Origin of the sequence: Cohnella massiliensis (genome assembly GCF_900169535.1) — a bacterium.
GTDB lineage: Bacteria > Bacillota > Bacilli > Paenibacillales > Paenibacillaceae > Cohnella > Cohnella algarum.
The window spans coordinates 539,072-554,795 of sequence record NZ_LT821258.1 but is presented as its reverse complement, the minus strand read 5'-3'; the positions used below and the strand labels follow the sequence as shown (position 1 = coordinate 554,795).

Below are 15,724 nucleotides of genomic sequence, written 5' to 3'. Positions count from 1 at the left end.
TGACAGGGCGCGGGCCGTTTTCGCCGCTGCCGGACGTTTCCCGCGGTTATACGCCAAGCGCTTGCAAGCCGGCCTGGTTCAGCAAGTTCCACGGCTTGTTGTAATGCGGCTGGAAGAAGAAGTCGACGAACCCGAGCTCCTCGATCGTCATCCGGTTTTGGATGCAGACCGACAGCGTGTTGATCGACTGCGTCAAGTCGGCTTTCGAGAGCACCTGCGCGCCGACGATCCTTCCGCTTTCCGCTTCATAAACGACTTTGAGAAGCGCCTTCTCGTAAGCGGGCATAAATTCGGGGCGATAGCTGTCTTCTATTGTGATTTCTTTCACATTCAACCCCGCGTCAAGAGCCGCTTGTTCCGTGAGCCCCGTCGAGGCGATGTTGTAGTCGAAGATTTTAATGCCCGACGTTCCCTGGGTGCCCAAATATTTGGTCGTCGGCTTCACCAGATTGCGGGCGACGAGCGTTCCCATGCGGACGGCGTTCGTGGCGAGCGGGATGTAGGCGGCCTGCCCTGTCGGATTGTAGCGGATCGCGCAGCTGTCTCCGGCGGCGAATACGTCCGGCTTGCTCGTCTGCATGTATTCGTTGACGACGATGGCTCCGTTCGGGAGCATGTCGACCTGATTTTTCAGCAGCTCCGTATTCGGACGAAAGCCGATGCAAAGAATGACCATGTCGGCTTCATATTGGCCTTTCGTCGTGACGACCCGGGTCACTTTGCCCGCTTCTCCGGCAAAAGCGGTCACGGTTTGCCCGAGCGCCAGACGAATGCCGCGGGCTTCGAGCTCCGTCTCGACCTTGTCCGTAAATTCCCGGTCCAGGTATTTGTACAAAACGCGCGGCGTGTTGTCGATGACGGTGACCCGCTTACCGAGCTGCTCGAACGCTTCGACGAGCTCGATGCCGATGTAGCCGGCTCCGACGACGACGACGCGTTTCGCGCCGGCCGCTTTTTGGATGATCGTTTGCGCGTGGCCGTAATTTTTGCACAATAAAATGTTTTCAAGCTCCATGCCTTCCATTTTCGGCACGATCGGCCACGACCCCGTCGTCACGACGAGCTTGTCGTATGTGTCTTCGCGGGTTTCGCCGGTCGTCAAGTCGCGCACGCGAACGGTGCGGGCTTCCGTATCGACGGCGAGAACGTCGTGCCGCATGCGGGCGGTTACGCCTAACTCCGCAAGCTTGCCGGGGTTCGAATAGAAAAGGTCTTCGGCGTTGCGGACGACGCCGCCGACATGCAAGGCGATGCCGCACGAGAGGAAGGAGATATTGTCGTTCCGTTCGTATACGGTAATTCGGGCTTCGGGATAGAGTTTGGCCATTTGGGTTGCGGCCGCGGTTCCGGCATGGGTGCAGCCGATGACGATGACTTTCATGGGAAGGCCTCCTTTTTGAACGTTGATTGTGAATCATTTCACATGTAACTATATATTGTGATTTAATTCACAATCGTTTGTTGGATTTATCATATTCGATTTTTCGCCAGCTGGCAACCATTTTTGTGAAAAAAGGCACAATTATTTTTTGTTAGGGCATTCTCCGCCGGTTGCATGGAAGAGGCCGGACGCCGATAATAAATGTTAGGGTTAAACGGACGGGAGGAGACAGCATGAACGAAGTTTTAAAGGTTACGTTAAACGGAGATTTGGATTCAGTCGTCGAATCCGCCATCGGTGCGGCCGTCGCCGAGTCGATTCCCGCGATTTTTTCTTTTATTTTCTCCAATTTTGTCGGGATTCTGCTTTTGCTTTTGGCGTTCTTTTTGATTGCGGTGCTCGCCGTGCTATGGCTTAAACGCAAAATCGTCAAGCGTTGGCTGGACAAGGCGAGGTTCCGGCATCGGGAAGCGTCCGCGAAGCTGAACGGGCTGATTTTGTCGGATACGTTCAAGGATTTAAATAACGGATTCATTCAAGGTTCGACCCGCCAATCGCTGGAGCGGCTGGAACAGGCGGTGCTGGCGGCTCGCCGGCAGGCGGAGCAGCTGCAGTCGAGATTGAGCGCGCAGAAGGTCCCGTTTTTTTCGCTGATCGGTCCCGTTCGGCATATCGGCCGGTTGAACGCCGAAGCGAACGCCCTGCTTTCGCAGTCGAAGCGGTACGAGCAGGAACTGGCCGGAACCGAGCGGTTGGCCGGCGATATGAGGTCTTCGGTCGGCCCGGTGCGCCAGAGGGCGGAGGAGCTTGCGGTTCGCCTGGATGCCGTTTCGGCGGAAACCGGTTATCCGCTTGACGACCTAAGGGCGGCTTTGGAGCGAACGCAAGCGACGATCCGCCAAGCGGAGTATTCCGGCAGCTTCGATGCGCTGAAGGCGCAGGACGATATTCGCAAGGCGCAGCACGAGGCCGATGCGCTGGAGCGACAAATCGCCGAATTTCGGAAAAGCGCGGATATTTTCCGGGAAATAAAGCGGCGAACCGAGCGGCAGCTCGAACGGATTGCAGTCGAGCGCGGCCAAGAGGCGAACGAAGTCTCGATCATCGTCCGGCAATCCGGGGAGATCGTCCGCCTTTTGGAGGAGTCGATGCAAACGGGAAAAGCGGTCGACCTTCGCGCAGCCGCGGCCGAGCTCGAGCAATTGTTCAAGCGGGCCGCGGCGGACGGCTGAAACGAACTCCGAAGCCCACGGCTTTCATCCGATCGCCATATCGGCGTGCGCCGACCGCAGCTATAAGGTGTTTCGCAAGCTGGAGCGCCAAACGCCGTGAACTTTGGAGGCATAGCGGCTTATGATAGGGTATAAAGATTTGAATAGCGGCCCCATGGGCCGCCAGGGACAAGAAGTTGACAGACTTTTTCGAATAGTTGTAAGATAACAGCATGAAATCCGATTCGAATTCGGCCCGGACGGCGGGCATAAGGAGGGCGCGGCGATGAGAAAGCAAGGAAACGGTTTTCGTTTGCCCGACAACGCGATCATACCCGAACGCGCCTTATGCGGCTTCAGGCGGCCGAGACGAAGTATTCGAACGAGTACGGCCCGAGGAAAGCATGTGACAAGCTGCGTTTCGCTTCCGGTCAGCGCCTGATGGCGCTCGGGGGCGCATGCGCGGCTTTTTATTTTATATGAGCCGACTTCAAACTCAGGGGTGAAAACGATGAGCAAAAGAAGCAGCATAATCGCCGCGTCCGACGAGATGGTCTTTCAAAATTTGTCGGAAAGCCGTCTCTCCGTCGACGACGTGATGGACCGAATCGTCAAGTTCATGGCCCGGGATCCCCAAAGCGTCTACCATTTCGTCATCGGAACGGACAGCCAGGTGCACCGCGGGCATACGAAGTTCGTCACCGGCATCGTCGTTCATCGTTTGGGCAAAGGGGCGTGGGCATGCTACCGCCAGCTGGCGCTGCCGCGCGAGCTGACGTCGATCAAGGAAAAGCTCACGCTGGAAACGTCCTTATCGCAAAGCGTCGCCCATTGCTTCGGCGAGGAGGCGATCGGCCGGATGGAGGAGCTGCTGCTGCCCTACGTTTATCAGGGCGCCATGCTGGAGACGTACATCGATATCGATGCCGGCACGGAGCCGATCGTCAACAAAACGTCGCTTTACGTTCAGGAAATGGTGGAGCGAGTGGAAGCGATGGGCAGCTATGCGCCGCGGATCAAACCGGATTCGATCGTGGCGTCGTCCTATGCGAACCGCTTTACGAAAAAGCCCGTGCGCCGCGTCATGTAGCCCCGCTTCGCCGTCCCCCGTTTCGGATTTTTCGTGGTACAATATCCCTAATCAGGTTCCAGTACGAATTGGCGCAAGCGGGAGGTCGAGCCGGTGCAGGATATCGAATTTTTGCGGCACTTTCCCTTTTTCGAGCATTTGGAACGTCATGAGCTGGAAGCATTCGCTCCCCTGTTCGTAACGAAAACGGTCGATAAGGGCACGTATTTGTTTTGGGAAAACGAAGAAGGCGACGAAATGTACCTGATCCGCTCCGGGGTCGTCGAAATATTTCGCAGCGACGAGGATCGGGAAATTATTTTGGCGATCTTCAATGCGGGCGACTTTTTCGGGGAAATGGCGCTGCTCGGGGAAGAGCGGAACCGCTCGGCTTCGGCCCGGACGCTTGCCAAGACGACGCTGTACGCAGTCAAGCGCGAGCATTTTCAGGAACTGTTGAGCGGGAATATGACGATTTATTTCAAAATCTTGAATGCGGTTATGGAACGCCTGCGCGCCGCGAACGAAATGATATCCGATTTGACGATTACGCATGCGCGGACGAGAATCGCCCGGCTTCTGCTGCGGCTTTCCGAAAAGCGCGACAAGTCATCGGGAGAGGTATCGCTCGGCATGAAGCTGACGCACCAGCAACTGGCCAATATGACGGGCACGGTTCGGGAAACGGTGACGAAGGTACTGTCGGAAATGCAAAACGAGGGGCTGATCCGGATTGTCAATCGGGAAATCATCATTTGCGAGCTGAACAGGCTGAAGAAAACATCCGGACTGTAACGTTCAAAAATTGCCCCCGCACAACACTGTTTGCCCGGACTGATTATTGAGGTTTGCGGCAATACTGTTTCTCTAGACCCACACGCATTCTGTCCTTTACGATAGAAAGACAGATTACCGGCGGACGGGTGGAGGAACAATGGAAAACACGTACAACAATTTAAAGCAAGGCGAAAGAGGCGCCTGGATCAGCATCCTGGCCTACATCTTCCTCTCCGGTCTCAAGCTGTTCATCGGTTATATCGCCTTGTCCGAAGCGCTTTGGGCGGACGGGCTGAACAACGCGACGGACATTATCGCTTCGGTCGCCGTACTGATCGGACTTCGCATTTCGCGCAAGCCTCCGGACGCGGATCACCGCTACGGTCATTTCCGGGCGGAAACAGTCGCATCGCTCGTCGCTTCTTTTATTATGATGGCGGTCGGACTCCAGGTTTTGTTTCAGGCCGTCTCCAAATTCCGGGTCCAATCCTACGAATCTCCCGACATGATCGCCGGCTGGACGGCCATCGGTTGCGCGGTCGTCATGTACTTCGTGTACTTGTACAATATCCGTCTCGCCCGCAGAATCGGAAGCGCCGCGCTGACGGCGGCAGCCCAGGACAACCGCTCGGACGCGCTCGTCAGCGCGGGGACGTTCGTCGGCATCGTCGGCTCGCAATTCGGATTGCCGTGGCTCGACCCGCTGACGGCGCTTGCGGTCGGGCTGATCATCTGCAAGACGGCGTGGGATATTTTCCGCGACAGCTCGCACGCCCTTACGGACGGCTTCGACGCCGCCGAGCTTCAGGCGATCCGGCAAACCGTCCGCGGCATATCCGGCGTCAAAAAAATCATCGACGTGAAAGCAAGGGTTCACGGAAACAATACGTTCGTCGACATGACGATTGCGGTCGAGCCGGAACTTAACGTAAGCGAAAGCCACGCGATCACGGAAAAGATCGAGCGGCGCATGCTCGAGGCGCACGGCATCGCGCATGCGCATATTCATATCGAGCCGTTCGAATCCGCCGCGAAATAAGCGGGGTTCGAACGGACTCGCTTCAGTTGAGGGACTTGGCGGGCTTCGGCGACCAGTTGATAAAGATGGCCTCGAAGACGGGAATCCTTTTCAACAAAAAATGCGCGGCTACGGGAATGAAAATGCCCATTAACGTGAACTCGACGAGGTTAGGCTGGATATGAAAAGCTTCGTTGACCAGATTGTTAATCGGAAAGTGAAGATACATAACGGTCATGGTCATGCCGCCCAGTTTGACCATGACGTTATATTTGGGACGGATGATTTCGCACAAGCAATAGCTTAAGGCGAAAAGAACCAATAAGCACGAAAGCGGAATGAGCAGCGCGAAGACGAAATTTCCGTACACGTTGTATTTCATGTCCATTCGAAAATCGATCGCCCCGGCGTGTCTAAGCAAAACGAACGCAACGGACCCGGCCAGCGCCAACAAGGGGATCCCAATTTTTTTGATCGAATTTACGATGATATCTTTAAAATAGTATCCGATCGCGTAATAGACGAGGGCAAGCGGCACGACATCCGCATTCCACGGAACGGACAGCGCGGACCAATCGACAACGAACGAAAGTACATAGCATGCCGCAACGATCGCAAACTGGACCGTTCTCGGATATCTGGATATAAACGCGAAAAGCATTTGGGTCAAAAAAAGGCAAGTGATGAACCAGAAAACCGCAAAGCTTCCCTTCAGAACGTCTCCCCCGTACAAAAGCAGTCCAATATTTTCGAAAAAGATTCCGAAATCGAATTTGTCCTTGATCAGGATCAGAAGCGCGATAACGACTCCGTATGCAAAATAAGGAATCATCAATTGTTTGGCTCTTTTCAGAGACCATTTTTTGAACGCGTCGCCCTGAACGGGTTTAAATAAAAATCCGCTGACCATAAAGAAAAGCGGCATGGCAACCCAGCTCAAATAAGGATTGATCCCGTTATCGCCCGCATGGCCCATCACGACAAAGATGATACCCAGCCCTTTTGCGAAATCGATCCATGCTTCGCGGTTTTTAACCATAAAGTGGCACTCTCCTTTTTTGATACATATTGTATCACTAAAACGGAAGGCGTCCAATCGTTTTATGTTAAAAATTTGCGTATATGGAATTGTCGATTGTTCATAGCTGGACATCCAAGCAAAACAGGTTGTTTTATCGAAAGCTCCGGAATTTCATTTTCCGAGTTCCCTTGTCTTCTCAAACATATTAACATTATGATGTAATAATCTTTTTGAGGTAATAAAAAAAGGGGGGGATCGGTTGAAACATTGGCTCGGGCGGTCTCTCAGACGAAAGCTGTCGTTTCTGTTGATCGTTTCCATGATTGGGCCGATCGTGCTTCTCGGTTATTTTTCCTATCATACCGCGTCCTCGGTATCGGAGGAAAAAGCCAAGCTCTCGGGGATGAATATTCTTCGGCAGCTCGATACGCAATTTCAGCTTATGGTCAAGGACGTCGAAAACCTGTCCATTTTTCTGATCGGGGACGATGACGTCCAACGCTATTTGAGCGCGCCGCAGCGCAACGTCGTGCTTCGCACTTCCATCATCGTTTTTTTGACCAATCTCGTATTTTCCAAAGATTATATCGCCGACATCCGCATCGTTCCGGACGACGACAAGGAGGCAATCGCTTACTCCCAGACGCCGGGAGCGCGACAGCCGGTTGCCCGAGAGGAGGCGGAGAGCTTAGCCGGCCGGGAGGATAAAACGTGGTCGCTCGCCGCGCAGCTTTCCGTGGCTTCCGGGGCGGGACAAACGATGACGCTGAGCCGGCCGATTCGCAGCACGGACCACTACGCCACGATCGGCCATTTGACGATCAGCCTGAATCGGGATGCCTTGACTCGAAGCCTGCGCCGGTCCGGGATGGAGGGGGGAGGGTACGTGCTTCTGCTTGACGGGCAAAACCGGGTGATCGCGGGAGACGGCCCGGCTCCGGGAGCGCGGATCGAGGAACGGTTTCCCGGGGTAAGGCTCGACAAGGCGTCCGGCGGGTTTCTGAATTACGGCGACGGAGACGGAAAAATGACGCTGATGGTTTACCGGATGCCGGGCGTCGATTGGACGCTGCTCGGCGTCATTCCGTTCAAGCAGTACAGCAGCGAGAACCAGCATTTGCTTCGGCTGACCGCGGCCGTCGTCGTTTTGGAGGGGATGATTCTCGCCGGCATCATTTTGTTTCTGACCGCCCGAATTACGCAGCCGCTGCGCCGGCTCGCCCGATTTTTGAAAACCGGCAACCCGGAGGAAGAGCTGCCGATGCTGCCGGCTCAAACCGTGGACGAGGTCGGGCAGCTCATCATGAGCTACAATCGGCTGAGCGGCAGGATCCAGCGGCTGACCGAACGGGTGAAAGAGAACGAAGCCCGAAAAAAGGAGGCGGACCTGCTCGCGTTGCAGGCGCAAATCCATCCCCATTTTCTCTATAATACGCTGTCGTCGATCCACTGGCTGGCGATGGCCAACCGCGAACACCGCATTGCGCGGATGGTCGGGGCATTGAGCGATTTTTTGCGCTTCAGCCTGAACGACGGCGAAGAGTACTGCACCGTCGGGCAGGAAGCCGCGCACGCTCAAAGCTATGTGCGAATCCAGTCCGACCGCTACCCGGACGAATGGGAAGTCCGGTTTGACATCGACCCCGATTGTGAGCGGGGAATGATGCTGAAGCTGCTGCTTCAGCCCCTGATCGAAAATGCGATTCGGCACGGCGTGCTTCCGAAAGAAGGAAAAGGCAGCATCGAGGTGAGCATGGCCCGCGACGGACCGTGGCTGCGCGTCATTGTGCAGGACAACGGGGTCGGAATGGACGAAGAAAAACTGGAGCGGCTGCGGGCTTCGCTGGAACGGGAGCCGGAGCGGTCGCCGGACAAGCCGATCGGCGGGGGCTATGGCTTGCGCAACGTTCATCGCAGGCTTCGCATGCATTATACCGGCAATCCCGGACTTCATTTGGAAAGCTGGGAGGGGCTTGGGACGAAGGCGGCATTCACGATACCGATATTCGAGGCGACCGACGATGAAGCTCATGATCGTTGACGACGATCCCCACATCCGCAACGGGCTGGCCAAGGCAATTCCGTGGGAGGAGCACGGCTTCATGCTGCTGGACCCGGCTTCTTCGGCCGAAGAGGCGCTAAGCCGATTTCCCGGCGAGCGGCCCGAGATCGTATTGACCGACATCGAAATGAAAGGCATCACCGGCCTCGAGATGGCGGCCCGAATGAAACGGAGCGCTCCGGCTACTGAAATCGTCGTGCTCTCCGGCTACGGTCAATTTTCTTACATGCAACAAGCGATACGCGAAGGCGTTGGCGACTATATATTGAAAACGAGCGGTCCGGACGAAATCGTCCGCGTCGTCCTGAACGCGAAGCGCCGCCTGTTGGACAAGGCCGGGCGTGACCGCGACGGAGCTTCCGGCGTCCTTGCCAGCGGGGCGCTGGAGGAGTTGCTGTTCCACGATCATCCGCCCGATTACCGCTTGCCGAATGAACTTAAGCGGCTGTTCGACGGGATGCGGCCGCCATCCGGCGGCCGGGAGCTGCTTCAGGCGATCGTCGTTTCCGTGAAGCGCCAGGACGAGCGAATGTCGGCCGGTTTTTTGCATTTTACGATTCGAACCCGTCTGCAGGAGCGGTTCCCCTCCGTCACGCTGCGCTACGGAAAGCGGATGCTCGTTGTGCTGAGCCGGTCCGAAGAGCGGGAGGACGACGACGAGTTGAGGAGGTCGTTCGCCGAGCTGGAGAAGAAGCTCGGTTGCCGGCTGTTCGTTTCTGCCGGCTCGCCGGTCCGGCGGCCGGAGGAGCTGGCCGTCTCCTTCCGGGAGGCGGAAACGGCTTCCCGCTACGGGTGGTTTCTGGATGACGCCGGATTCGTGGCGTACGCTGCGGTTCGCGGACGCAAAGGCATCGATCCGGTTTTCCCGAAGGAGGAGGAACGGGAGCTCACGCGACTCATCCGAAGCGGCGACGCTCGGGAGCTTCGCGGCATGGCGGAGCGTCTGTGCGCCCGGATCCGGAACGACCCCGACGCGACGCCGGATTCCCTGTACGCTTACGCGCAAATGCTGTTGACGGCGGGTTATCGCTGGCTGGAGCGAACCGCCGCCTCGTACGGAAAAGCGCTCGGGAAGGAACGGATGCGGCTTCCTTCCCCCGAGGAGCTGCTGGCGGGACCGGCGAACGTGCTGGGCGATCTACTGGCATCGATCATGGACCAATACCTGGAGCTCGGTTCCGGCACCCATCATTATATCGCCGAGGCGATTGCCTATGTCCGGGAGAATCTGGGCCGCAACGTCTCCCTCCAGCAGGCGGCCGCTCACATTCACGTCAACCCGAATTACTTGAGCGACCTGTTCAAACGGGAAACGGGCACGAACTATATCGAATTCGTGACGAAGGAGCGGATGGAGCGAGCCAAGTCTCTTCTGTCCGGTTCGAACGACAAAATCAAAGACATCGCAAGAAGCGTCGGTTACGAGGATATCAAGTACTTTACGGGGCTTTTCAAACGCCACACGGGACAAACGCCTTCCGAATACCGCGGCAAGTTCTGAATTTTCACCCCCTCGGCTCTGAACTCTCTCCCCTTATGCCCGGGAGAGAGTTTTTTATAATAGAAGAGGAAAGCCAACACAGGGAGGTTAAGAAACATGACAAAGAGGTTGAAAGGTTTCGTTTCCCTCGTTTTATTAGGGGCGCTTCTGGCCGGATGCGGCAGCTCGGGCTCGAACGGCGGGGAAGCGTCGGCCCCGGCGGGTTCTTCGGACTCGGCAAGCGCGGAAGGCGGGGAGAGCGTTTCTCTCTCCATCTGGCACAATTACTCGGGCGACGACTTGCGCGCCCAGACGGTGCGCCGGCTCATCAGCGAGTTTCAGGAGGAGCATCCCGAAGTCTTGCTCGATTCCCAGCCGATTCCGACCGATTCCTATCGGCAGCGGATCCAGACCGTAGCGGCCGCCCGCGAGCTTCCGGACGTGTTCCTTTCCTATTCGGGCAGCTTTACCGACGAATTTCAAAAGGCGGGCCTGATCCAGCCGATTACGGAGCTGCTTGACGGCAACCAGGAGTGGACCGACGGTTTCCTGCCGGGAGCCTATGATATTTTCACGTACGATGGCGAAGTATATTCGGTTCCGGTGGCGATGTCGGCGACGTCGTTCCTGTTCTATAACAAGGAGCTGTTCGAGCAAAACGGCCTCGCCGTGCCGAAAACGTGGGACGAGCTGCTGGCCGCGATCGAAGCGTTCAAGGCAAAAGGCGTTACGCCGATCGCGATGGGCAATCAGGCGCCATGGGTCGCTCAATCCACGATGTTCGGCGTCATGGCGGACCGGCTCACCGGCACGGAATGGTTCATGAACGCGAAGGACGGCAGCGGCGCGTCGTTTACCGATCCGGTTTTTGTCGAGGCGCTAGGCTATTTCAAGCAGTTGTCCGACGCGGGCGCGTTCCAGGAAGGCGCGAACAGCCTGGACAATACGCAGGCGGAGCAATACTTCATCCAGGGCAACGCCGCGATGATTATGAACGGCGCCTGGTCGATCAGCAACTGGGCGGCATCCGCTTCGGAGGAAGCCCTGCAGAAGGTCGGAGTCGCCGTCTTTCCGACGCTTCCGAACGGCAAAGGCGAGGCGAACACAATCACGGGCGGTCCCGGCGGCGGCTTCGTGCTTAACGCGGAAGCGGAAGGACGGAAGCGGGAGCTGGCGATGGAGCTCATATACAAGCTAAGCAGTGCGGAAGCGCAAAAGGCGGTCGCCGAAAGCAATTCGATGGTGATGTACGACGTCGACATCGACGCTTCGAAGGTGACGCCGCTGTTCAACGATGCGTTTGGCTTGGTGAAGACCCTGTCGTTCAGCCCGGTTTACGACCTTTACTTGTCCGCTGCCGGCGGCGAGGCGGTCAACAACGGCCTGCAGGAGCTGATGCTGGGCGGCGATCCGGCGGCGGTTGCGGAAAAAATCCAGGCGGCGCAGGCGGGCTCGGCGCAATAGACTCGCTAAAGATCCGAAAGGGACGGACATCCGCATCCGGCAGGATGCGGATGTTTCATCGCCCGGGCGCCAACGCCCGCGCGAGAAGGAAAGGAGGCGTCCATGACAAACGCCGGACGTTTACGGGCTTTTATTTTCGCGTGTTTGGCTCCGACCTTGATCGTTTACGGGCTGTTTGCGGTCGTTCCGATCGCATGGTCGGCCTACTACGGATTTTTCGACTGGAGCGGAATCGGGGACCCGAAATTCGCGGGATGGGCCAACTATGCCGCCGTCGTCCAGGAGCCGCTGTTCTGGCGAGCCTTGAAAAATAACATCATCATCGTCGGCGCCTCCATCTTCGGACAGCTGCCGATCGCGCTCCTGCTCGCGATTTTGCTGAACCGGAACTCGTGGTTCGGCAGGGCGATCCGGTCGGCCGTCTTCATGCCGATGGTGCTTTCGACGGTCGTCGTCGCGCTCATTTGGAAATACATTTATCATCCGCAGATCGGCGTCCTCAATTACGTGCTGAAGGCGATCGGCCTGGAATCGTGGGCCATGCCGTGGCTGTCCGATCCCGCCATCAACATGTACGCGGTGTCGATTCCGGTTATTTGGGCCAACATCGGTCCTTATCTGATTATTTTCATTTCCGCGATCCAGAATCTTCCCTCCGAGGTGGACGAAGCGGCGCGGCTGGACGGGGCGACAGGCGCGAAGAAACTCGTTCTCGTCACGCTGCCGATGATTTGGAACACGATCAAGGTGACCGTCATCATGTGCATCGCCGGCAGCTTGAAGGCGTTCGACCTGGTGTTCGTCATGACCCACGGCGGTCCGGCGCATACGACGGAGCTGCTGGCCACTTATATGTACAACAGCACGTTTGCCGTTTACCGGTACGGGTACGGCTCGGCGATTTCGACGATGATCGTTCTGGTCAGCGCGGTTCTCATTTTGCTCAGCCAACTGCTGATGACACGTAAAAGCCAATGAAAGAAGGGGACAGCGAAAAATGAAGCAAGTCATAACCGAACCCGCACCCGCGCCCGTTTCGGGCAGCGCAAGAAAGGCGATTTTCGCCGCCGGGCGGTGGATTCGCAACCTGCTTTTGGCCGCGTACGCCGTGCTGACGCTTTACCCTTTGTACTGGCTATTTATCAGCGCGTTTAAAACGAACGAGGAATTTTTCAACCGCCCTTACGCGTTTCCACTGGAGCCGGTTCTGGCCAATGTAACCCGCGCCTGGGAGCTGGGGGGGATGGGGCGGGCGATGGTGAACTCGATGATCGTGACCGTGGCGGCGCTTGTCCTTACGCTGCTGCTCGCTTCGCTTTCGGCCTTCGTGCTGTCCCGTTACAGCTTCCGCTCCAAGGGGGCGATTATGTCGTTTTTGCTTCTCGGCATGCTCATTCCGATCCACAGTACGCTCGTCCCGCTGTTCATTATGCTAAACCGGCTCGGAATGCTGGACTCCTATTGGGCGCTGATTCTTCCGTATACGGCGTTCGAGCTGTCCATCGCGGTGTTTCTGATGGCCGCGTACATGTCGTCCATCCCGAAGGAAATCGAAGAGGCCGCGCTGATCGACGGGATGGGCTACTGGAGCGTGCTGTTCAAGCTGATGCTGCCCCTGTCGCTGCCGGCGATGGCGACCGTTGCGATCCTGGCGTTTCTCCGCTATTGGAACGAATTCGCCTTCGCGCTCGTCTTCATCAACACGCAATCGCTCAAAACGCTGCCGCTCAGCCTGTCGCTGTTTTCCGACGGGTTCGGCACCGATTACAGCCTGACGATGGCCGCGATGGCCGTCGCCGTTATCCCGACGATCGTCATTTATTTGCTTTTCCAGGAGCAAATCATGAAGGGCATGGTCGCGGGGGCGGTCAAAGGCTGAGCGCCTTCCGCGATTCGCGCGACCGGCTGCAGGGAGATGGACGGCAGGACATCGCGCCCTTTTTGTCGAATGATCACGGTAAACCGAGGAAGCCCGGAACGCTTGCGTCCGGCTTTCCGACGATAGGATGTGACCGATTTGATATGGGGGTTAAGCGTCCTGCTGTTTCTGCTTGCCGGTTTGGCCGAAATCGGCGGGGGCTATCTGGTCTGGCTCTGGCTCAGGGAAGGGAAGCCGCTCGGCTACGGAATCGCGGGCTCTCTCGTTCTCGTGCTGTACGGCATTTTGCCCACCTTGCAGAAGTTTCCCTCGTTCGGGCGGGTCTATGCCGCCTACGGCGGGGTTTTTATCGTGATGGCCGTGCTGTGGGGGTGGCTGATCGACAAAAAAACGCCGGATGCTTACGACTGGCTGGGCGCCGCGATTTGTCTGGCGGGGGTCGCCGTTATTCTGTGGGCGCCGAGGCATTGACGGCGGTTGTTCATGTCCGCGACCGTCCGATCTCGGTTCGCGTCTTTACGTCGGACCGATCCGGTGATTCTTCCCTGCAGACGGGGTCCACTTTATTTTCCTTGACGCAGCGGCAGCGCAACCGTAAATTCGGTTCCCTCGCCCGGCCTGCTGCGCACGGAAATCGAGCCGCGGTGCATGTCCGCGATTTTTTTCGCAATGGAAAGGCCGAGACCGCTGCCTCCCGCCGAACGGGTCCGCGACTTGTCCGCTTTGTAAAAGCGCTCGAAAATGCGCGGCAAATCCGCGTCGGCGATCCCCGGCCCCGTGTCGGCGACGCGGACGACCGCCCGATCTCCTTTGCGCGCGAGAAAAACGCTGATTTTGCCGCCCTCGGGCGTAAACTTGACGGCGTTGTGGACGAGGTTCACCCATACCTGGCTCATCAGCATCTCGTCCGCGACGATGTCGACGGCTTCCGCGTCCACGTCCATGTCGATGTTTTTGGCTTCCCATTGCGGCTCGCAGGCGAGGATGACGGCCGTCAGCTGTTTGTCGAGCCGGTAAGGCGCCGGATGAAACGGATGCCGGTCCGAGTCCAGCACCGCCAGCTTGAGCAGATTGTCGCTGAGCTTCGACAGGCGGGCGCACTCCTCCTCGATGACCGTCAAATACCGCTGCCGCTGCTCCGGATCCAGACGATCGTCCTTCAGCGCCCTGGCGAACCCGCGGATCGACGTCAGCGGCGTCCCGATTTCATGCGAAACGTTCGAGATAAACTCCTGCCTCAGCTCCTCCATCGCCTTCAGGTTCGCCGCCATATCGTTAATGCTGTCGACGAGCTGATGCAGCGGATGCTTTTTCCGCTGCCTTCCGTTCGGTTCGCCGAAGCTCTGCTCGATATTGACGTGAAAATCGCCCCGCGAAATGCGTCTGATCGCCTCGATCAATTCCGTCCAAAAAACATGCTCTTTGGATCGGATAAACCGGCCCAAAATCGCCGCCCCGAAACCGAAAATAAGAAAGCCGAGCATGGCGTTGACGATCAAGGCGAACAGGCCGTGAGGTTCCCAGCCGACTCGCGAATAGATCGCCGCCGTCAAATAGAACGCCGAGGTCCAGCTCAGGAGCAGCGCCGCGAAGAAGAGGGAGACTTTGATCGCGATGTGGACGAACAACGGAACCCCCTTCATTCCGGCACCTCCAGCCGATACCCCAGGCCCCGGATCGTGCGGATCCGGAAGCCGTGCCGCTCTTCCGGAAACCGTTCCCGAAGCCGTTTGATATGCACGTCGACGGTTCTTTCGTCGCCCTCGTAATCGTAACCCCAAATTTGCTCGATCAGCTGATCGCGCGTAAACGTTTTTCCGGGGTAGCCGGCCAGCTTGAACAGCAGCTCGAATTCCTTGAGCGGAAGCGTAACCTCCCGATCGCCGACCCGGCACTCGAACGTATCGCGGCGCAGCGTCACGTCCCCGATCTGCACCGTCTGCAAGGCCATGATGCGGTATCGCTTCAATAACGCCTTGACGCGAGCGACGAGCACCATCGGGTCGAACGGCTTGACGAGATAGTCGTCCGTGCCGAGCTCGAAGCCTTTTACGATTTGCGAAGGCTCGCCTTTGGCCGAGAGCATGAGCAGGGGCAGGTCGGCGCGCTCGCGCAGCTCGCGGCACAGTTCCCATCCGTCCATGACGGGCATCATAATGTCGAGCACGACCAGATCGGCCTTCGCGTCGTCGAGCATGCGCAAGGCGTCCAGCCCGTTCGCGGCTTCAAGCACGGCAAAGCCTTCCAGCCGCAAAAAATGTCCGACCAATTCGCGGATATGCGGATCGTCGTCGACGACCAATATGCGGGTCATTCCGGTTTCCTCCCATTCAATCTGCCGTTAAGCGCCGGGCTTGGGCAA

General features: G+C 57.5%; 14 protein-coding genes. 10 read left to right on the top strand and 4 right to left on the bottom strand.

All coding sequences use genetic code 11. The annotated features are described in order from the left end of the window. Positions 1–46 precede the first annotated feature (46 nt). Positions 47–1,381 (bottom strand): FAD-dependent oxidoreductase, encoded by a 1,335-nt coding sequence (locus B7E11_RS12180; RefSeq protein WP_080834694.1) that lies wholly within the window; start codon positions 1,379–1,381, stop codon positions 47–49. Positions 1,382–1,614: 233 nt separating this feature from the next. Between B7E11_RS12180 and B7E11_RS12175 the strand changes: the two genes are divergently transcribed. The 4 genes from B7E11_RS12175 (at position 1,615) to B7E11_RS12160 (ending at position 5,477) form a co-directional block, all read left to right on the top strand. Then, a complete protein-coding gene (locus tag B7E11_RS12175; protein WP_080834693.1) occupies positions 1,615–2,613 on the top strand; it encodes a hypothetical protein in 999 nt (332 codons plus the stop codon). 490 nt (positions 2,614–3,103) lie between these two features. Beyond that, the gene (locus tag B7E11_RS12170; protein WP_080834692.1) at positions 3,104–3,682 is read left to right on the top strand and encodes a ribonuclease H-like YkuK family protein; all 579 of its coding nucleotides are present in this window, start codon (positions 3,104–3,106) and stop codon (positions 3,680–3,682) included. A gap of 93 nt (positions 3,683–3,775) precedes the next feature. Further along, a complete protein-coding gene (locus tag B7E11_RS12165) occupies positions 3,776–4,456 on the top strand; it encodes a Crp/Fnr family transcriptional regulator (RefSeq protein ID WP_080834690.1) in 681 nt (226 codons plus the stop codon). 139 nt (positions 4,457–4,595) lie between these two features. Further along, on the top strand, positions 4,596–5,477 hold the full coding sequence (locus B7E11_RS12160; protein WP_080834688.1) for a cation diffusion facilitator family transporter: 882 nt from the start codon (positions 4,596–4,598) through the stop codon (positions 5,475–5,477). 22 nt (positions 5,478–5,499) lie between these two features. Here the strand turns inward: B7E11_RS12160 and B7E11_RS12155 are convergent, their stop codons facing one another. Continuing rightward, positions 5,500–6,495 (bottom strand): acyltransferase family protein, encoded by a 996-nt coding sequence (locus tag B7E11_RS12155; RefSeq protein ID WP_176220710.1) that lies wholly within the window; start codon positions 6,493–6,495, stop codon positions 5,500–5,502. Between the two features lie 241 nt (positions 6,496–6,736). Between B7E11_RS12155 and B7E11_RS12150 the strand changes: the two genes are divergently transcribed. The 6 genes from B7E11_RS12150 (at position 6,737) to B7E11_RS12125 (ending at position 13,833) form a co-directional block, all read left to right on the top strand. Beyond that, the gene (locus B7E11_RS12150; protein ID WP_080834685.1) at positions 6,737–8,518 is read left to right on the top strand and encodes a cache domain-containing sensor histidine kinase; all 1,782 of its coding nucleotides are present in this window, start codon (positions 6,737–6,739) and stop codon (positions 8,516–8,518) included. After that, positions 8,499–10,040, top strand: coding sequence for a helix-turn-helix domain-containing protein (locus B7E11_RS12145; protein ID WP_176220709.1), 1,542 nt, complete (start codon positions 8,499–8,501; stop codon positions 10,038–10,040). The genes B7E11_RS12150 and B7E11_RS12145 overlap by 20 nt, the downstream gene beginning before the upstream one ends. A 96-nt stretch (positions 10,041–10,136) precedes the next feature. Further along, the gene (locus B7E11_RS12140) at positions 10,137–11,483 is read left to right on the top strand and encodes an extracellular solute-binding protein (protein ID WP_080834679.1); all 1,347 of its coding nucleotides are present in this window, start codon (positions 10,137–10,139) and stop codon (positions 11,481–11,483) included. 102 nt (positions 11,484–11,585) lie between these two features. Beyond that, positions 11,586–12,461 (top strand): carbohydrate ABC transporter permease, encoded by an 876-nt coding sequence (locus B7E11_RS12135; protein ID WP_080834678.1) that lies wholly within the window; start codon positions 11,586–11,588, stop codon positions 12,459–12,461. A gap of 19 nt (positions 12,462–12,480) precedes the next feature. Further along, positions 12,481–13,362 (top strand): carbohydrate ABC transporter permease, encoded by an 882-nt coding sequence (locus B7E11_RS12130; protein ID WP_080834677.1) that lies wholly within the window; start codon positions 12,481–12,483, stop codon positions 13,360–13,362. Positions 13,363–13,503: 141 nt separating this feature from the next. Further along, a complete protein-coding gene (locus tag B7E11_RS12125; RefSeq protein ID WP_080835509.1) occupies positions 13,504–13,833 on the top strand; it encodes a YnfA family protein in 330 nt (109 codons plus the stop codon). A gap of 92 nt (positions 13,834–13,925) precedes the next feature. Here B7E11_RS12125 and B7E11_RS12120 read toward each other — a convergent pair whose 3' ends face one another. Beyond that, complete coding sequence (locus tag B7E11_RS12120; protein ID WP_080834676.1) at positions 13,926–15,005, bottom strand: sensor histidine kinase; 1,080 nt, start codon at positions 15,003–15,005, stop codon at positions 13,926–13,928. Beyond that, on the bottom strand, positions 15,002–15,676 hold the full coding sequence (locus B7E11_RS12115; RefSeq protein WP_080834674.1) for a response regulator transcription factor: 675 nt from the start codon (positions 15,674–15,676) through the stop codon (positions 15,002–15,004). The genes B7E11_RS12120 and B7E11_RS12115 overlap by 4 nt, the downstream gene beginning before the upstream one ends. Positions 15,677–15,724: the final 48 nt, after the last annotated feature.

Coding starts and splice junctions, on each gene's coding strand:
- B7E11_RS12160 (WP_080834688.1), top strand. CDS start 4,596: ATGGAAAACACGTACAACAATTTAAAGCAAGGCGAAAGAGGCGCCTGG.
- B7E11_RS12130 (WP_080834677.1), top strand. CDS start 12,481: ATGAAGCAAGTCATAACCGAACCCGCACCCGCGCCCGTTTCGGGCAGC.
- B7E11_RS12140 (WP_080834679.1), top strand. CDS start 10,137: ATGACAAAGAGGTTGAAAGGTTTCGTTTCCCTCGTTTTATTAGGGGCG.
- B7E11_RS12135 (WP_080834678.1), top strand. CDS start 11,586: ATGACAAACGCCGGACGTTTACGGGCTTTTATTTTCGCGTGTTTGGCT.
- B7E11_RS12155 (WP_176220710.1), bottom strand. CDS start 6,495: ATGGTTAAAAACCGCGAAGCATGGATCGATTTCGCAAAAGGGCTGGGT.
- B7E11_RS12170 (WP_080834692.1), top strand. CDS start 3,104: ATGAGCAAAAGAAGCAGCATAATCGCCGCGTCCGACGAGATGGTCTTT.
- B7E11_RS12115 (WP_080834674.1), bottom strand. CDS start 15,676: ATGACCCGCATATTGGTCGTCGACGACGATCCGCATATCCGCGAATTG.
- B7E11_RS12120 (WP_080834676.1), bottom strand. CDS start 15,005: ATGAAGGGGGTTCCGTTGTTCGTCCACATCGCGATCAAAGTCTCCCTC.
- B7E11_RS12145 (WP_176220709.1), top strand. CDS start 8,499: ATGAAGCTCATGATCGTTGACGACGATCCCCACATCCGCAACGGGCTG.
- B7E11_RS12180 (WP_080834694.1), bottom strand. CDS start 1,381: ATGAAAGTCATCGTCATCGGCTGCACCCATGCCGGAACCGCGGCCGCA.
- B7E11_RS12175 (WP_080834693.1), top strand. CDS start 1,615: ATGAACGAAGTTTTAAAGGTTACGTTAAACGGAGATTTGGATTCAGTC.